The sequence below is a fragment of the Salipiger sp. genome, from assembly GCF_048261495.1.
Taxonomy (GTDB): Bacteria; Pseudomonadota; Alphaproteobacteria; order Rhodobacterales; family Rhodobacteraceae; genus Salipiger.
On record NZ_JBLXFX010000005.1, the window covers coordinates 19,419 to 35,021 of the forward strand.

The window sequence follows — 15,603 nt, forward strand, 5'->3', positions numbered from 1 at the left end:
GGCGCCGGGGGCAGCGCCCCCGATCCTTCTCCGAAGGAGCGTCGCCCCGCTCAGATGCAGCGCCCGCCGTCGACCTCCATGCAGACCCCCGTCACCAGCGACGCCTCGTCCGAGCAGAGGTACACCGCCGCATACGCGAGATCGTCCGGGGTCGAGAACCGCCCGAGCGGGATGGTCGACAGGATCGCCGCCCGCCGCTCCGGCGTGTCATCGCCGAGAAACCGGCCCATCAGCGCCGTCTGCCCCATCACCGGGTTGAGCCCGTTGACCCGGATCCCCTCCGGTGCCAGTTCCACCGCCATGGCCTTGGTCGCGGTGATCATCCAGCCCTTCGAGGCGTTGTACCAGTTCAGCCGCGGCCGCGGCGACACGCCCGCCGTCGAGGCCATGTTCAGGATGCAGCCGGAACCGCGCGCCTTGAAATGCGGCACCAGCGCCCGCGCCGTCAGGTAGACCGACTTGCAGTTCACCGCGAAGACCCGGTCGAACTCGGCCTCCTCCACCTCCTCCATCGGCGTCGGCACATGGGTGATCCCGGCGTTGTTGACCAGGATGTCCACATGCCCGTAGGCCTCGATCGCCTGCGCCGCCATGGCATCGACGCTCGCGCCGTCCGCCACGTCGACCGTGCAGGCCACCTGCCCGTGCTCCGCCGCCACCCGGGCGGCATTCCCGGCGTCGATGTCGGCCACCAGCACCCGTGCCCCGGCCTCCGCGAAGCGATGCACGATGCCGGCCCCGAACCCGGACCCTCCCCCGGTCACGATCGCGGTCTTGCCTTGCAATCTCATGGGCTCTCCTCCCCCTCGCTGTTCAGAATGTCGCCCGGCCGCCCGACTGGTCGAAGGTCGCGCCGGTCGTGAACGACGCCTCCTCCGACGCCAGCCAGCAGACCATCGACGCGATCTCGTCCACCGTCCCGAAGCGGTTCATCGGGATCTTGGACTTCATGAAGGCGATGAACTCCTTGGTCATCTGCTCGAAGATCGGGCTCTCCACCGCCGCAGGGGCCACGGCATTCACCGTCACCCCCGCCGTCGCCAGCTCCTTGCCGAGCGATTTCGTCAGGCCGATCACCGCCGCCTTGGACGAGGAATAGGCCGAGGCGTTGGGATTGCCCTCCTTGCCCGCGACCGAGGCGATGTTGACGATGCGCCCGTAACCGGCCTGCGCCATCAGCGGCGCGGCGGCGCGGTTGCAGTAGAACACCCCGTGCACGTTCAGCGCATAGACCTTGAGCCAGTCCGCGACCGGGTACTCGGCCAGCGGCACGTTCGGCCCGGTGATCCCCGCCGAACAGACCAGGATGTCCAGCCCCCCGGCCCCGTCCTCGGCCACCGCGGCGGCGACCGCATCGGCATCGGTCACGTCGATCCTGCGCGTCCGGAACCCCGCCTCGCGCGACACCGCCCCGAGCGCCTTGTCGCTGACGTCCCAGACCACGACCTCGCCGCCCTCGCGCGCGATCCGGCGCGATACGGCCAGACCAATTCCCGACGCGCCGCCCGTGACGATGGCGCGGCGCCCTTCAAACCTGTCAGACATGCTGTCTCCCTCTCAGCCGTGATACGCCGCGACGGTCTTGAGCACCGAGAAGCCGTACAGCGCCTCGAAGCCCTTCTCCCGTCCGTGCCCGGACTTTCCGATCCCGCCGAAGGGCAGCTCCACCCCGCCCCCGGCGCCGTAATTGTTGATGTAGACCTGTCCCGACCGGATCGCCCTGGCGAGCCGCATCTGCCGCGCCCCGTCGCGCGTCCAGATCCCCGAGGTCAGGCCGAACTCGGTGCCGTTGGCGATCGCCACGGCCTCCTCTTCGGTGTCGAAGGGAATGACCACCTGCACCGGGCCGAAGATCTCCTGCTGCGCCAGCGCGTGATCCTGCGCCACCGGCCCGTAGAGCGTCGGCAGCACGTAGTTCCCGCCCTCCGGCAGGCCCTCGACGAAGGCGCCGCGCGCCAGCACCGGCAGGTCCGCGCCCTTGTCCAGAAACCCTTCGACCCGTCGCTTCTGCACCGCGCTGATCAGCGGGCCGAGGTCGTGATCCTCCATCGCCGGCCCCACCCGCTTGGCGGCATAGGCGTCGGACATGCGCCGCACCAGCTCGTCCCAGATCGGCCGCTGCACGAGGATGCGCGACGAGGCCGAGCAGGTCTGGCCGGCGTTCTGCAGCCCGGCATTCACGAGAAAGGGCAGCGCGGCGTCGAGGTCGGCATCCTCGAACACCAGTTGCGGGCCCTTGCCGCCCAGTTCCAGCGTCACAGGGATGACATTGCCGCCCGCCGCCTTCTGCACGGCGCCGCCGGTCGCGACGGAGCCGGTGAAACTGATGTGGCGTATGCCCGGATGCGCCGACAGCGCCGCGCCCGCCTCGGACCCGAGGCCCGGCACCACGTTCAGCGCCCCCGCCGGAAGCCCCGCCTCCTGCGCAAGGCGGGCAAAGGCAAGCGCGGTCAGGCAGGCATCCTCGGCCGGTTTCAGCACGCAGGCATTGCCCATCGCCAGCGCCGCGCCAACCGAGCGGCCGATGATCTGCATCGGGTAGTTCCACGGGATGATATGGCCGGTGACGCCGTGCGGCTCGCGCAGCGTGTAGACCGTGTAGCCGTCGAGATAGGGGATCGTGGTGCCATGCACCTTGTCCGCCGCGCCGCCGTAGAATTCGCAGTAGCGCGCCAGCGCCACCGCATCGGCCCGCGCCTGTTTCAGCGGCTTGCCGACATCCGTGGCCTCCATCTCGGCCAGAGCCTCGACCTGTTCGGCCACCAGCCGGCCGATCCGGGTCAGGATGCGCCCGCGTTCGAAGGCCGGCATCCGGCCCCAGTCCCCGTCCATCGCGGCCTGCGCGGCGGTCACCGCATCGTCGATATCCTGTGCCGTGCCCCGGGCGATGCGCCCGATCTCCTCTCCGGTCGAGGGGTTCAGAACCGGCAGGGTCTCGGCGGTGTCGCGCCATGCGCCGCCGATCAATACGCGCGCGGTGTCAGGGGACAGGCTGTCCAGCATCGGTTTCTCCTCCTCCCGCCGGCGCCGGCAGAACGGGCGCGGCCTCCAGGAGAGATTTGGTATACCAATTGGTCGGGTTGTCAAATACCGAAGCGGTCGGCCCCTGCTCGACGATCCGCCCGGCCCGCATCACCAGCACCCGGTCGGTGATCGAGCGCACGACGGAAAGGTCGTGCGAGACAAAGAGATAGGCGAGCCCGTACTGCCGCGACAGATCCGCGATCAGATCGAGGATCTGCGCCCGCACCCGCACGTCCAGCGCCGAAACCGCCTCGTCGAAGATCACCAGGTCAGGCCGGATGATGAGCGCCCGGGCAATGGCGATGCGCTGGCGCTGGCCGCCGGAAAAGGCGTGGATATGGCGGTCCGCGTCGGCGGGATCGAGCCCGACATCGCGCAGCGCCCGGCCGACGGCGCGGTCGCGGTCGGCCCCCGCGGGCGGATCGTCGAGCAGGTGGAACGGCTCGGCGATCAGGCGCCCGACCCGGTGGCGCGGATCGAAGGACCCGTAGGGGTCCTGGAACACCGCCTGGATGCGGCGGCGGACCGTGCGGTCGGGCCGTCCTTCGGTGAAGACCGGCCGCTCCCCGAGCGTGATGCGCCCCGCCTGGATCCGGTCCAGCCCGAGGATCGCCCGCGCGAGGGTGGACTTTCCGCAACCGGATTCGCCGACCAGCCCGACCCGTTCGCCCCGCGCGATGTCGAAGCCGACGTGGTCGACGGCGCGAAAGCTGCGCACGGGCCCGAAGAGGGAGGCGCGCGGCTGCGGATAGTCCCGGACCACCCCGTCGACCCGCAGCAGCGGCCCGGCGGGGGCGGTCTCGTGCAGCACGGCGCGGTGGCGGGAGGCGTCGAACAACTGCTTCGTGTAGGGATGGCGCATCCCGGCAAGGAGCGCGGCGGTCCCGCCCTCCTCGACGATCGCGCCGTCCTTCATCACCGCGATGCGATGCGCCACGTCCGCGACCACGGCGAGATCGTGGGTGATGAGCATCAGGGCCAGCCCCTCTTCGCGCACCAGATCCTCGAGCAGGGCGAGCACCTGCGCCTGCGTGGTGACATCGAGCGCCGTGGTCGGTTCGTCCGCGATCAGCAGGCGCGGCCGCAGGGCCATGGCCATGGCGATGACGACGCGCTGGCGCTGGCCGCCGGACAGCTCGTGCGGGTAGCGGCGCATCGGGACCCTGTCGGGGGGCAGACCGACACGGGCGAGGATCTCCTGCGCGCGCCGGCGCGCCGCAGGCCGCGCCATGGCGCGGTGGACGAGAATGGTCTCGGTCACCTGCGCACCGATGGTCTGCAGGGGGTTGAGGGCGGTCATCGGCTCCTGGAAGATCATGCCGATCTCGCGGCCGCGCAGGGCGCAGAGCGCCGGTTCGGACAGGCCGAGAAGGTCGGTTCCGTCGAGCAGGATGCGGCCGCCGGCGGTCGCGCCCCCGGGCAGCAGGCCCATGGTGGCGAAGGCGGTCATGGATTTCCCCGAGCCGGATTCCCCGGTGAGGGCGAGGATCTCGCCCGCGGCGATGCTCAGCGAGATGTCGCGCAGGACTTGCCTGCCGCGGATCGCGACCGACAGGCGGTCGATGGCGAGCAGCGGTTTCGGACCGGGCGCGGGCCCGGCCCGACCGGCCGGGGGCTCTGCCCCCGGACCCCCGGGATATTTCGCGCCAGAAGAAGACCGGGGCGGGGTCGGGCCGGTCATCCGCGCACCGGCCGCAGGCGGGGATCGAGCCGGTCGCGCAGCCCGTCGCCCAGCAGGTTGAGGCCGAGCACCATCAGCACGATGGCGAGGCCGGGGATGATCGCCACATGCGGCGCGAGCGAGACCATGGTCTGGGCATCGGCGAGCATCCTTCCCCAGCTCGGGATCGGGGGCTGGGCTCCGAGGCCGACATAGGACAGCCCGGCCTCGGCGAGGATGCCGAGGGAGAACTGGATCGTGCCCTGGACGATGAGCAGGTTGAGGACGTTCGGCAGGATGTGTTCGGCGCTGATCCGCAGGGTCGACTTGCCCGCGACCCGGGCGGCGAGGATGAAGTCGCGCCGCCAGAGCGACAGCGCGGCGCCGCGGGTGAGGCGGGCGAAGACCGGGATGTTGAAGATGCCGATGGCGATGATGGCATTGGTTGCGCCCGGCCCGAAGACGGCGGTGATGAGGATCGCGATGACCAGGCTCGGGAAGGCGAAGATCAGGTCGTTCATCCGCATGATGATCTCGTCCGGCCAGCCGCCCCGGCGCGCGGCGGCGGCGAGGCCCAGCGGCACCCCGGCCCCCATGCCGATGCCCACCGCCACCAGCGCCACCGCGATGGAGGTCCGCGCCCCCAGCATCACCATGCTGAGCATGTCGCGGCCGAAGTGGTCGGTGCCGAGCAGGTGCGCGGCGGAGGGCGGTTGCAGCCGGCCGGGGATGTTCATCGCCAGCGCGTCGCCCGGGGTCCAGACGAAGGACACGAGCGCCGCCAGCAGGAACAGCGCGGTCAGCCCGGCGCCGAGAACGAGCGAGCGGGTCATCGGCGCGCCCTCAGCCGGGGATCGACCGCCGCATAGGCGAGATCGGTGAGGAAGGTCACGGCGATCACCGCGAAGACCAGCAGCATCACCACGGATTCCACCACGATCAGGTCGCGTTGGGTGATCGCCTGGAAGATCAGCCGCCCCAGCCCCGGCAGGAAGAACACCTGTTCGATGATGATCGCCCCGGCCAGCAGGAAGGAGAATTGCAGCCCGAGGATGGTCAGCACCGGGATCAGCGCGTTGCGCAGCCCGTGGCGCCACAGGGCCTGACGCCGGCTCAGCCCCTTGGCGCGCGCGGTGCGGATGAAGTCTTCGCCGAGGATGTCGAGGAGGGAGGAGCGCATGACCCGCGTCAGGATCGCAGCCTGCGGCAGCGCCAGCGCGACGGCGGGCAGGGCCAGGGATTTCAGCGCGGCGCCGGGCTGCTCCCAGCCGGGAAAGCCGCCGGCGCTGAACCAGCGCAGCTTGAGCGCGAAGAGCAGCACGAGCAGCATCGCGAACCAGAAATTCGGGATCGCCACGCCGAGCTGGGTGGCGCCCATGACCACCGTATCCGCGGCACCGCCCCGGCGGGAGGCGGCGTGGATGCCGGCGGGGAAGGCGATGCTCACCGCCAGCACCAGTGCCAGCAGCGCCAGCGGCAGCGAGACCTGAAGCCGGTCCGCCACCATGCCCGCCACCGGGGCGCGGTAGGTGTAGGAGGTGCCGAAATCTCCGGTCATCATGCCGCCGAGCCAGTGCAGGTAGCGTTGCGCCGCCGGCATGTCGAGGCCGAGCTCCGCGCGCAGGGCCGCAAGGGTGTCGGGCTGCGCGTTGATGCCGAGCATGTAGCTCGCCGGATCGCCCGGCGCGACCTCGACCACCAGGAAGATGACCAGCGAGGCGACCAGCAGGCTGATCGCGAGCGATACCAGACGTTTGGCGGCATAGCGGAGCATGTGCGGACCCTAAGCGGAGGGACGACGGCGGTCCAGCGGCTTTGCGGGGCGTCGGGCGTTCGGGGGGTCGCGGCGTTCACCACAGGTAAAGGGTTTCATGCCCATGATCGGCGGGCGGGGTTGCGGCCGATTCCCCGCCGCGCGCGGCACGCGGCACGCGACGGTCAGTGTGCGAGCAGTTCCAGCGGGTCATAGCCCATGCCCCGGTTCCAGGCGACATCGGGCAGGCTGTCGGGCTTGAAGCGCAAGGTGGCCATCTCCTCGCGCGTGACGAAGCGGCGGGTGTGGACGATGTTCTCCGGGTCGCGCCAGCCGGGGTCGAGGGTGCCGCTCTCGATCCTGCAGCGGAAGAAGATCTCGACCTGGTGAAAGCCGCTGCCGGGATCGTGGTATTCGTTGACCAGGCAGGGCGGGCCGACGCGCACGGTGAGGCCGGTTTCCTCGTGCACCTCCCGCCGCAGGTTGTCGGGCAGCGAGGCACCGGCGTTCACCCCGCCTCCGGGCGCGCACCAGAGGTCGCTCCTGTGGCCCGGCCAGGCGTTCACGAGCAGCAGGCGGTTGTCATGCAGGATCACGGCGCGGCAGGCCAGACGGGGGGACATGGCATTCTCCTTTGGCTCTTTCATAGGGCGGTCGGAGGCCGTATCTCAAGCGGATGAACGCTCCGAACCGCCCTTCGCGCCCGACCGTGACGCCGTGATCGCCCTGACGCTGGAAAACGCCCGGGTGATGCGGCCCGACGGCTGGGACAGGGGCCCGCTGGCGCTGGACGCCGGCGTGATCCGGGACACACCCGCGGGGCGGCGCGTCGATCTCTCCGGCTACGACATCCTGCCGGGGATCGTGGACCCGCACGGCGACGGGTTCGAACGGCACATGGCACCCCGGCGCGGGGCGCTGCGGGAACGCGATTCGGGCGTGGTCGCCTGCGCGGCCGAACTGGCGGCGAACGGCATCACCACGGCGGTCCTGGCGCAGTTCTGGTCATGGGAAGGCGGAATGCGCGGGCCGGATTTCGCCGAGGAGGTCTTTGCCGCCGTGGCCGCCGTGGCTCCGGGGGTTCCGGTGGATCTGCGGCTGCAGCTGCGGCTGGAGACGCATTACCTCGACGCGCAGGAACGGGCGATGGAGGCGATCCGGCGCTGGGGCATCTCCTACGTCGTGTTCAACGACCACCTGCCCCACCAGCGGCTGGCCGAGGGGCGCAAGCCGCCGCGGCTGACCGGCCAGGCGCTGAAGAGCGGGCGATCGCCCGAGGCGCACCTGGCGCTGATGACCGGGCTGCACGGGCGCTCGGACGAGGTGCCGGGGGCGCTGGACGCGCTCTGCGCCGGGCTGGCCGGGCTCGGGGTGCGGATGGGCAGTCACGACGACCGGACGGCGGAGGGTCGGGCGGTCTGGCGGGCGCGGGGGGTGACGATCTCGGAATTCCCGGAAACCGCCGAGGCCGCCCGGGCGGCGCGGGAGGCGGGGGATGGCATCGTGCTCGGGGCCCCCAACCTCGTCCGGGGGGCGAGCCACGCGGGCAACGTCTCGGCGGCGGAGCTGATCGCGGAGGGGCTCTGCGATGCGCTGGCCTCGGACTACCACTACCCCTCCCCGGCGCGGGCGGCCCGGCGCTGCGTGGAACTGGGGCTGCTGGGAGAGGCGGAGGCCTGGCGGCTGGTCTCGGACGGTCCGGCGCGGATGCTGGGGCTGGAGGACCGGGGCCGCCTGGAGGCCGGGATGCGGGCGGACCTGGTGGTCATGGAGCCGCGGAGCCGGAGGATCGTGGCGACGATTGCCGGGGGGAAGGTGGCCTGGATGAGCGGGGAGGTGGCCGACCGCTTCCTCGGCTGACGGGGCCCCGCCCCCGGTTTCGCGGCGAAACCTTCAGTGTTAACAAAGGGTTAATTTACAAAGATGTGCTCGGTGGTTCTTTGAGAGACGACGAGACCTGCGTCAGAAGACTTGGCCACTGGAGAGAATTTGTCCGGCACATTGGGCGGGAAACGGACCTTCGCTGCAGCGGCACAAAACCGAAATGTGTGGCAAATAGCGGACATGCTATGCTGCTCAATGCCAAGTTGTTCTCGGCAACGGCGCATTATAGTTCCAGCGTCTTCAGCCGCCGCGCGTCTGACACCTCCATCCCGCCATACTTGGATCGCCACTTATAAAAGGTTGCATCGCTGATGCCGTGCTTGCGGCAGAGCTCATTCGCACCCAGCCCTGCTTGGTGCTCTTTCGTAATGCCAATGATCTGTTCTTCGCTGAAACGGCCTCTCTTCATCGTCTGTCTCTTCAGTTGGAGAACAGGCTAACCTCAAATCGAGGACTTTTCGGGGGAGCAGGTCATCTGGACTTCAGAGCCGAACAGATTCATCGTCGCTCCGATCCACCAGATGCCGGGAACGAACACCTAGCTGGTCAATCTCGCAAATAAGCGCGTTGTATTCGCGGTCCGCGAGCGTCTTTGGGTGCCGCCTCAGTGTGATCGTCGATCCGGGTTATCGTGCGCGAGTACCGGCGTATCGGATTTGCTGTATCTCGGCAGATCTCTGGCCACAGTAGAGCGGGGTCATCATGTCCGTACTGTCTGCATGAAGCACGGATGCATGTTCCAAAGTCACCTCGGAATTCGGCGCAAACGAAAATGTTCGGACAAGCGAACTCATGAAGCCCACCACCACACCGTCTGTGACGAGTGGCTCGTAGTGTGCAACCTGTCCTTGACCTTTGACGTTCGATACGAGCCTCAACATCAAGCCATCTCCAGCTCGAAGGCCCGATTCCTCGAATGCCTTCCAAGCCTCCACCATGTTGATGGACTCGGCGTATTGTTCGAGACTGGTTCCCAAATGCCGACGGATATCGACACCTTTCGACCTGTAGTGGGAAACGCAGTCTGTGGAGACCTCGGTCAGCCGCACATCCGCATCGGTCAGGCAGGAAGCAAGCAGATTGTGGCGAACCGTCGCTACCATCCGATCAAAAACGCGACGGTCCTCGTGACGAAGAATGATGTCACGAATTTTCGAATAGGTCGCCGGTCTCGGTGCTTCCAATCCTCGCTCCCATCGGCTGACCGTTCCCTGATCGACATTCAGCATGGCCGCCAGATCAGCTTGGGTAAATCCCAGCCGACGTCGAGCTTCCCTGACGGTGTTCAGATCCATGACCCTGTCCCTGTACATGAATTCATTTCGTGTGCGAGGTACCAAACCAGCCGGAAAAGACAAAACGCCGAAGGCGTCGCTATACACATTTGGCAACGCAGCATGGCGCTCGGCGGATAACAGCAATGCTTAATATCGCGTATGAAAACGCATATTATCGCCCTTTGCAAGTTGAGCTGTTTGTGATCACTTCTTCAATAGAGTGTGCGGACGCATCCTAACGCTCTAAGTCAAATCATCGCGTGCGGCTTTGACCGTGGCCAGTTACAGGAACAAGAATACTCATGAAAAACCTCGTTATGCTCGCTGTCCTCCTGCCTCTCGCCGCATGCGTGGAGGATACCAGTGGGCCGGCGACCTCCGCTTCTACTTCATATGGCACTCAGTACGATCTGACATCCTTCCGCGGCGCCCGTGCGGGCCAGTCCGAGGCGGAAATCATGGATCTCGGTTACACGGCCTACAGAACTGAAGGTCTGACGACCTATTGGCTGAATTCCAGCGCAAACACCTGCGCCCGCATCACCACGGCAGATGGTCGCTACCAGACGGTCACCATGATCCCTGCGACAGATTGTTGAGCATTGCCCTATCAAGTCGGGCACCAGAGAAACCCAGCGGCCTGACAGGCAGGACAAGTCGTCGGAATTGTTCGCAGTTTCAATATTCAAATCAAGGAAACAAAGGCAACCAGATGAAAACAGCAGCCGTCGCCACCATACTGGTCCTTTCCGCGAGCGCGGCATTTGCGCAACCGGTGGACTACATGACAGAGGAATGTGCCAACGACGCGCAGAGCTTCTACATGGACTACGAGGCTCAGGCCAGCGTCAGCTACGAAGGCCAACGCACAGACGGAACCCACGCTGTCAACGGGACCATCAATCTCGAAAATCGCAGCGAGGACTTTCAATGCTCCTACAATGCCGATGGCACGACGCTGATAGACTTTGTGGTCGAGGGAAAGTCGTGGCCTGATTTCGTGAGTGGCGACGGCAGCCCGGCCCAGAAGGCCGCGGCCGACAGCGCTCCCGCAGCGTCTGACGAGGCTGCGCAGGTCCAGTTCGACGCCGGGGCGTCTAGCGTCACGCTCGAGGGAGCGATCGCGGGAAACGAGATTTTCGATTATGCCCTTAATGCCGCTGCCGGTCAGATGATGCGCGTGGAACTGACGCCCACTTCCACCAACGGCGACGGGACGATCTATTTCAACATCCTGCCCCCCGGAAGCTCAGGCGAAGCGACCTATGTCGGGTCTATGGATGGCAACGAAACCGAGTTTCGCCTGAGCGAAGGCGGGCCCTGGGTCATTCGTCTCTACCTCATGGGCAATGACCGAGATACGGACAAGACCGTGGGCTACGAACTTTTTGTCGCCATCAACTAGGCGCGCGCGGTTGCGAACGCTCGAGGAAAGGATGCCGAAAACCATGACGAAAAACACCCTTCTCAACGGCATTTTGGCACTTTTGGTAGCAGGGCCGGCATTCGCGCAGGATGCGACCGCAGAAACGCTCGGCGGGGCAGTGGGCGGCGTCATTGGAATACTGATCGTCGTTGTGGTCGGTGCCGTGATCGGCTGGGTTGCCAGCCTGATCGTGAAGGGCACCGGCTCCGGTCTGCTTGCGGATGTTCTCTATGGAGTGGGTGGCGCCTTTCTTGCGGGGTATCTGTTGCCTTTGTTGGGGCTCCCGCTTGGTACCATCGGCTCGATTATCGCGGCGGTCGTCGGCGCGATACTGTTGATCCTGATCGTACGTTTGGTGCGAAAGGGTTGATCCCGCAGGCAGTTGCCCAGTTGACGCATCGACAGACCAGCCCGTGCCCGGTGACGGCAAGACTAGAAATAACGCGCGGGCGGCACGTAATACGGACGCGTACCATGACCTGATCGGTTTGGCATCGTGGTTGAACTTTGCGGGCGCTGCGTTCCTCGGTTGCTATGCGCGTCAGGCTTTCCGGCATCGGCATTGATGCTGCGGCGTCACGGACCGTTCTGCAAGTTACGGCTTGGAGTGCAAAACAACCGAGTTGCAAGAAACGGAAATATCGTCGTAGCCGCGGCGTACTCGGGCATAATGAAGATAGCGAAGAAGGACGCGAGAATGAAGATCTTAAATTGCTTGATCGTGATCGCGGTGACTTGTGCCGTTGCCGCTCCGATTGCAGCGCGCGCTCAAGATCTTCTGAGCACTGAGATTCTGACGGACTGCTTTGTGGAAATGCCTGGAAACGCGGCTCCGAACGGCGGAACCGATTGCGGCTATGTGGTTGTTCCACAAAGTCACTCGAACCCGGCTGATGGCCAAATCCGACTTGCCTACATGCGCATCCGTGCGGCAACGCAGACCACCGCGCCGCCGCTCTTTATGCTCGCAGGTGGTCCGGGTCAGACAATGATACAGGACTCGACCCTGCTTCTGTTCCAGACGCCGTTCCTGGGTCCGCTCCTCAACGACAGGGACGTTATCCTCATGGAACAGCGCGGCACGTTCCGAAGCAAACCGCGCCTCGATTGCCCAGAGACGGATGGGGCCGCACTCGGCGCGATTCGGCAAGGATTGACGCCGGAGGTCGCGAAAGCATCTGAACTGGATCTCCTTCGCGCCTGCGTTGCAAGGCATACTGCGGCAGGTGTGGATTTCGACACGTACAACAACGTGGAAAGCGCAGCTGACGTGAATGACGTGCGAATGGCCCTCGGGTACGAAAAAATATTCGTGTACGGTAGTTCCTACGCGACCTTGCTCGGGCAATATCTGTTGCGACAGTTTCCCGATTACCTGTCTGCCGTGATCCTCGACGGAGCCGACACCGTTTCGAACCGAAGCTGGATAGAGGGTCGCGCGGAAAGCGCGCAATGGGGCATCGACAACCTTACCGGGCTGTGTTCGTCCCAGCCGGGCTGCGCAGAAGCCTTTGACATCCCAACTTTAATCGACGCGGTGTTCGACTTGTTCGATGAAGGTCCGATCCCGATCAGCTTTGCTCTGCCGGACGACGACGGCGCGCCGATCCAGGTCGAGACAGAGTTGACCGCAGAGGACTTTGCCCAGTTCATCTACGCACTGCAAACCGAAAAATACGGCGTCAGCGCGCTGCCTTTTGAACTCGATTCGCTCATATCGGGCGGGCGTGCGGCCATCGGCGAAGCGTTGACCGGATACGCAATGGCCACCGTGCAGGGCGGTGACACCGAGGGCGCTTCGGGGATGATGACGCTCATGCACGCCGCGATGGTCTGTTCCGACGACCCGGTCCGATCGCTGGACGAGATCAAGACCGACGGCACCGGTCGGTATGCCACGCTTTTTGCGCAGGCGGCGGCGCGGCCTTACCTCGACCTGTGCGAGGTCGTGGGTGTCAGCCAGTTGCCGGACGACCTCGATGCCCAGGTAGAGGCCGATGTCCCGGTCCTCATCCTCAGCGGGGGACTGGATGTTCAGACGCCCAGCTACCTTGGAGACGATGTCATGCGCCACTTGCCGCGCGCCCGACAGGTAATCTTTCCCGCCGGAACGCACGTTCAGATATCCAATCTCAATCGCTGTGCCATGCAGGTGATGCGCGACTTCATCTCCGATCCCGAGGGCAACGTGGACCTGGGCTGCGTGGCAGACGAACAGCCGCTGGCGTTCGCCTTGCCGGAAGCGACAGACGCAGATTGAAATAGTGCCACACGATGCGCAGGCACAAACTTGCGGATGTCAAAAAAGAAGGAGGGTCATCATGCTGCCGAAACTCGCCCGTGCGCTGATTTTGGGCATGACCGCATACGCTGGTCCTGCGGGCGCCGAAGATCTTGCCGGGACAACCTGGGAGTTGCTCGAAATCCGCGGAATGGATGGGACTTTAAGTACCCCCACAACCGAGGCACGCTACTCAATCGCTTTTTCGGCGGACGGCTCTGTGGCGCTGCAGGCTGACTGCAACCGTGGCATCGGATTTTGGACGTCGTCAGCCGAGGGAAACCTGACCTTCGGTCTGATTGCCGCGACCAGGGCCCTTTGTTCGCCCGGTTCTTTGTCCGAAACCTACCTCGAACAGTTCGAATGGGTCCGCACCTATACTATCGAGAACTATCATCTGTTTCTTGCCACGATGGCGGATGGTTCGATCCTCGAGTTTGCCCCTGCTCCCGCCGACACTGCAAGCGCCTGGGTCCTGGGTGAAACTCTTGGGTTGATGGATGTCGATCAGTTGCGTGACACGATTTTGTCCCGGCTTCTGGATCAATACTCCACAGAGCGCGGCATCACGGTTGAACCATCAGAAGTTGAAGCTTTGTTAGGCGCGCTGCGGGCAGCCGCTTTCGAAGAAGGTGCGCCAGCCGAAGAGAGCCGCCAGAGAGCCGACCCCGAGGCTGTTCGGTCCTTGGAGGTCGCGTTCGCCACGTCATTGGTCAGACAGTGGAAAATCAACAGCGCGCTATTTGAGGAATTCGGTGGCCGGGTGAGCTATCAACAACTGGTTCCGGAGCCGGTAGATGCTCTGCGCAGTTTTCTGGAAAAGCGCCGGGATACGGGTGCTTTCCGGTTAAGTGATGCGGATTTGGTCAAGCCGTTTTGGGATTATTACACCAACGATGACCTACACGATTTTATGAACTCTGAAAGCCGACAAGACGCCTTCGCAAATCCGCCATGGGAACGCCTTCAATGATCATAGCTTTGTCGGTGTCGGCCACAAGACTGCCCGGTACCGATAGCGCACCCCAAACCTGGGCGAAACGTTGATGCCCTTCGAGTTGATCCAGACGGAGGGCGCGTCCAACCTATGATCTGATCCCTAAACTGGCACAGCAGATTGTGCGAAACGCCGCGTGTGAAATTGATTGGCGACGAACCGACGCTGTTCAAATTATCAGTTCCAAGCCCAGGCAGATTGGTTGCGAGACAGCACAAGCAAGCAAGGCTTCGTCCGCACAGCAGACATCCGATAGGTTTTAGACTTGGCTAGGGCAGCGAACGACGGCTTCGGAGTGCCGCGCCGCAGAATCTTGATCCTTTAACAAATGTCGGCTCCTGGCCGAATTCCTCCTTACCCCGCACCACCCTGTTCACGTTCGCGATGTTGCGGCGCTCCCGGGCGTCGGCCCGGCGTGGAGTTGGGGTGGCCTTGCGGAAGGGAGTTCCGGACGGGGTGCCGGGCGGTGGGGGCATTGCCGGGGGCAGGCGCTCGGGGCGGGGTGGCAGAAGAGTCACATCGCAGGCAAAGGCCGGGGGCGGCGGGGCGGCGGACTTGGCGGCGGCGGGCGGGGTGAATTAAAATTCGTCACCTTGAACAACGAACTGTCCTTACGGGAAAATATCGACATGGCACTTTTCAAGACCTTTTCCGCGGCTGCGATTGCCGGAGTGATGGCGAGCGTTTCGGCTCCGGCGTCGGCCGCGACCATCCAGGGCCTGGGATCTCCGGGCGCGGCCGTCAGCGGCACGGATGTCACGGTGGAGGATTTCACCTCCAGCGTCGGATTCTCGGGGACCTCCCTGAGCCTCGGAGGGGTGACGATCTCGTCCACGGGGGGCGAGCTGTTCAGCGTCAGCACCGATTATGCGGGACAGTACAACACGACCGGCGCGAGCCTGCAGTCGCCGGTGGGGTATCCCTCGGAATTCCGGTTCGATTTCGCGACGGCGACGGATGCCTTCGCGTTCAACTTCGGGGCCTCGGATACGGACTGGACGATTGCCGCCTATTCCGCCGGAAACAGCCTGATCGATTCCCTGACCTTCGCAGCTGTCTCGGCATCGAACGCGGGCGAATACTTCGGGATCTCGGGGTCGGGCATCTCCTATGCGCTGCTGACCGCGGCGAGCCCGAACGACTACATCCTTCTGGACAACCTGACCTACAACGGCGCGGCGCCGGTGCCGCTGCCGGCCGCGGCGTGGATGCTGATCGCGGGTCTCGGCGGGCTGGTCGGCGTGCGGCGGTTGCGCCGGGCCGCCTGATCCGTTGCCGGGATGAGCCGGCTGCGGCCCCGG

15 protein-coding genes and 1 pseudogene are annotated in these 15,603 nt (G+C 65.2%); 7 read left to right on the forward strand and 9 right to left on the reverse strand.

Annotated elements, in window-relative coordinates:
• Positions 1 to 50 precede the first annotated feature (50 nt).
• The 7 genes from ACN0RJ_RS11470 to ACN0RJ_RS11500 all read right to left on the reverse strand — a co-directional run bounded on the left by ACN0RJ_RS11470 (position 51) and on the right by ACN0RJ_RS11500 (position 7,060).
• A complete protein-coding gene (locus ACN0RJ_RS11470) occupies positions 51 to 791 on the reverse strand; it encodes a glucose 1-dehydrogenase (RefSeq protein ID WP_417724342.1) in 741 nt (246 codons plus the stop codon).
• A 22-nt stretch (positions 792 to 813) separates the two neighbouring features.
• Entirely contained in the window at positions 814 to 1,545 is a 732-nt protein-coding gene (locus ACN0RJ_RS11475) for an SDR family NAD(P)-dependent oxidoreductase (RefSeq protein ID WP_417722802.1), read from the reverse strand.
• A 12-nt stretch (positions 1,546 to 1,557) separates the two neighbouring features.
• A complete protein-coding gene (locus ACN0RJ_RS11480) occupies positions 1,558 to 3,003 on the reverse strand; it encodes an aldehyde dehydrogenase family protein (protein ID WP_417722803.1) in 1,446 nt (481 codons plus the stop codon).
• Complete coding sequence (locus tag ACN0RJ_RS11485; RefSeq protein WP_417724343.1) at positions 2,981 to 4,705, reverse strand: ABC transporter ATP-binding protein; 1,725 nt, start codon at positions 4,703 to 4,705, stop codon at positions 2,981 to 2,983. Before ACN0RJ_RS11485 ends, ACN0RJ_RS11480 begins: the two co-directional genes overlap by 23 nt.
• Entirely contained in the window at positions 4,702 to 5,517 is an 816-nt protein-coding gene (locus ACN0RJ_RS11490) for an ABC transporter permease (RefSeq protein ID WP_417722805.1), read from the reverse strand. Before ACN0RJ_RS11490 ends, ACN0RJ_RS11485 begins: the two co-directional genes overlap by 4 nt.
• Entirely contained in the window at positions 5,514 to 6,458 is a 945-nt protein-coding gene (locus ACN0RJ_RS11495) for an ABC transporter permease (RefSeq protein ID WP_417724344.1), read from the reverse strand. The genes ACN0RJ_RS11490 and ACN0RJ_RS11495 overlap by 4 nt, the downstream gene beginning before the upstream one ends.
• Before the next feature lie 164 nt (positions 6,459 to 6,622).
• On the reverse strand, positions 6,623 to 7,060 hold the full coding sequence (locus tag ACN0RJ_RS11500) for an NUDIX domain-containing protein (protein ID WP_417724345.1): 438 nt from the start codon (positions 7,058 to 7,060) through the stop codon (positions 6,623 to 6,625).
• Positions 7,061 to 7,154: 94 nt separating this feature from the next.
• On the opposite strand from ACN0RJ_RS11500, the gene ACN0RJ_RS11505 reads away from it, so the two are divergent.
• Positions 7,155 to 8,297, forward strand: a complete 1,143-nt coding sequence (locus tag ACN0RJ_RS11505; protein ID WP_417724346.1) for an alpha-D-ribose 1-methylphosphonate 5-triphosphate diphosphatase — start codon at positions 7,155 to 7,157, stop codon at positions 8,295 to 8,297.
• Positions 8,298 to 8,550: 253 nt separating this feature from the next.
• On the opposite strand, the pseudogene ACN0RJ_RS11510 reads toward ACN0RJ_RS11505, so the two are convergent.
• Both ACN0RJ_RS11510 and ACN0RJ_RS11515 read right to left on the reverse strand, forming a co-directional pair.
• Positions 8,551 to 8,730, reverse strand: a pseudogene (locus ACN0RJ_RS11510) (transposase); the annotation flags it as partial.
• 217 nt (positions 8,731 to 8,947) lie between these two features.
• The gene (locus ACN0RJ_RS11515; protein ID WP_417724347.1) at positions 8,948 to 9,616 is read right to left on the reverse strand and encodes a helix-turn-helix domain-containing protein; all 669 of its coding nucleotides are present in this window, start codon (positions 9,614 to 9,616) and stop codon (positions 8,948 to 8,950) included.
• Positions 9,617 to 9,900: 284 nt separating this feature from the next.
• Between ACN0RJ_RS11515 and ACN0RJ_RS11520 the strand changes: the two genes are divergently transcribed.
• The 6 genes from ACN0RJ_RS11520 to ACN0RJ_RS11545 all read left to right on the forward strand — a co-directional run bounded on the left by ACN0RJ_RS11520 (position 9,901) and on the right by ACN0RJ_RS11545 (position 15,570).
• Positions 9,901 to 10,197, forward strand: coding sequence for a hypothetical protein (locus ACN0RJ_RS11520; RefSeq protein ID WP_417724348.1), 297 nt, complete (start codon positions 9,901 to 9,903; stop codon positions 10,195 to 10,197).
• 113 nt (positions 10,198 to 10,310) lie between these two features.
• Positions 10,311 to 11,003, forward strand: coding sequence for a hypothetical protein (locus tag ACN0RJ_RS11525; RefSeq protein ID WP_417724349.1), 693 nt, complete (start codon positions 10,311 to 10,313; stop codon positions 11,001 to 11,003).
• Positions 11,004 to 11,046: 43 nt separating this feature from the next.
• The gene (locus tag ACN0RJ_RS11530; RefSeq protein WP_417724350.1) at positions 11,047 to 11,394 is read left to right on the forward strand and encodes a GlsB/YeaQ/YmgE family stress response membrane protein; all 348 of its coding nucleotides are present in this window, start codon (positions 11,047 to 11,049) and stop codon (positions 11,392 to 11,394) included.
• Between the two features lie 327 nt (positions 11,395 to 11,721).
• On the forward strand, positions 11,722 to 13,284 hold the full coding sequence (locus ACN0RJ_RS11535) for an alpha/beta fold hydrolase (protein WP_417724351.1): 1,563 nt from the start codon (positions 11,722 to 11,724) through the stop codon (positions 13,282 to 13,284).
• A gap of 61 nt (positions 13,285 to 13,345) precedes the next feature.
• Positions 13,346 to 14,278, forward strand: coding sequence for an META domain-containing protein (locus tag ACN0RJ_RS11540; protein ID WP_417724352.1), 933 nt, complete (start codon positions 13,346 to 13,348; stop codon positions 14,276 to 14,278).
• A 653-nt stretch (positions 14,279 to 14,931) separates the two neighbouring features.
• Positions 14,932 to 15,570 carry a VPLPA-CTERM sorting domain-containing protein gene (locus tag ACN0RJ_RS11545; protein ID WP_417724353.1) on the forward strand — a complete coding sequence of 213 codons (639 nt, stop codon included), beginning with the start codon at positions 14,932 to 14,934 and terminating at the stop codon, positions 15,568 to 15,570.
• The last annotated feature ends 33 nt before the right edge of the window (positions 15,571 to 15,603 follow it).

What these genes read in the sequence shown, in the direction of transcription:
- ACN0RJ_RS11470 (WP_417724342.1), bottom strand. Translation starts at nt 791, where the DNA reads ATGAGATTGCAAGGCAAGACCGCGATCGTGACCGGGGGAGGGTCCGGG.
- ACN0RJ_RS11475 (WP_417722802.1), bottom strand. Translation starts at nt 1,545, where the DNA reads ATGTCTGACAGGTTTGAAGGGCGCCGCGCCATCGTCACGGGCGGCGCG.
- ACN0RJ_RS11480 (WP_417722803.1), bottom strand. Translation starts at nt 3,003, where the DNA reads ATGCTGGACAGCCTGTCCCCTGACACCGCGCGCGTATTGATCGGCGGC.
- ACN0RJ_RS11485 (WP_417724343.1), bottom strand. Translation starts at nt 4,705, where the DNA reads ATGACCGGCCCGACCCCGCCCCGGTCTTCTTCTGGCGCGAAATATCCC.
- ACN0RJ_RS11490 (WP_417722805.1), bottom strand. Translation starts at nt 5,517, where the DNA reads ATGACCCGCTCGCTCGTTCTCGGCGCCGGGCTGACCGCGCTGTTCCTG.
- ACN0RJ_RS11495 (WP_417724344.1), bottom strand. Translation starts at nt 6,458, where the DNA reads ATGCTCCGCTATGCCGCCAAACGTCTGGTATCGCTCGCGATCAGCCTG.
- ACN0RJ_RS11500 (WP_417724345.1), bottom strand. Translation starts at nt 7,060, where the DNA reads ATGTCCCCCCGTCTGGCCTGCCGCGCCGTGATCCTGCATGACAACCGC.
- ACN0RJ_RS11515 (WP_417724347.1), bottom strand. Translation starts at nt 9,616, where the DNA reads ATGGATCTGAACACCGTCAGGGAAGCTCGACGTCGGCTGGGATTTACC.
- ACN0RJ_RS11520 (WP_417724348.1), top strand. Translation starts at nt 9,901, where the DNA reads ATGAAAAACCTCGTTATGCTCGCTGTCCTCCTGCCTCTCGCCGCATGC.
- ACN0RJ_RS11525 (WP_417724349.1), top strand. Translation starts at nt 10,311, where the DNA reads ATGAAAACAGCAGCCGTCGCCACCATACTGGTCCTTTCCGCGAGCGCG.
- ACN0RJ_RS11530 (WP_417724350.1), top strand. Translation starts at nt 11,047, where the DNA reads ATGACGAAAAACACCCTTCTCAACGGCATTTTGGCACTTTTGGTAGCA.
- ACN0RJ_RS11535 (WP_417724351.1), top strand. Translation starts at nt 11,722, where the DNA reads ATGAAGATCTTAAATTGCTTGATCGTGATCGCGGTGACTTGTGCCGTT.
- ACN0RJ_RS11540 (WP_417724352.1), top strand. Translation starts at nt 13,346, where the DNA reads ATGCTGCCGAAACTCGCCCGTGCGCTGATTTTGGGCATGACCGCATAC.
- ACN0RJ_RS11545 (WP_417724353.1), top strand. Translation starts at nt 14,932, where the DNA reads ATGGCACTTTTCAAGACCTTTTCCGCGGCTGCGATTGCCGGAGTGATG.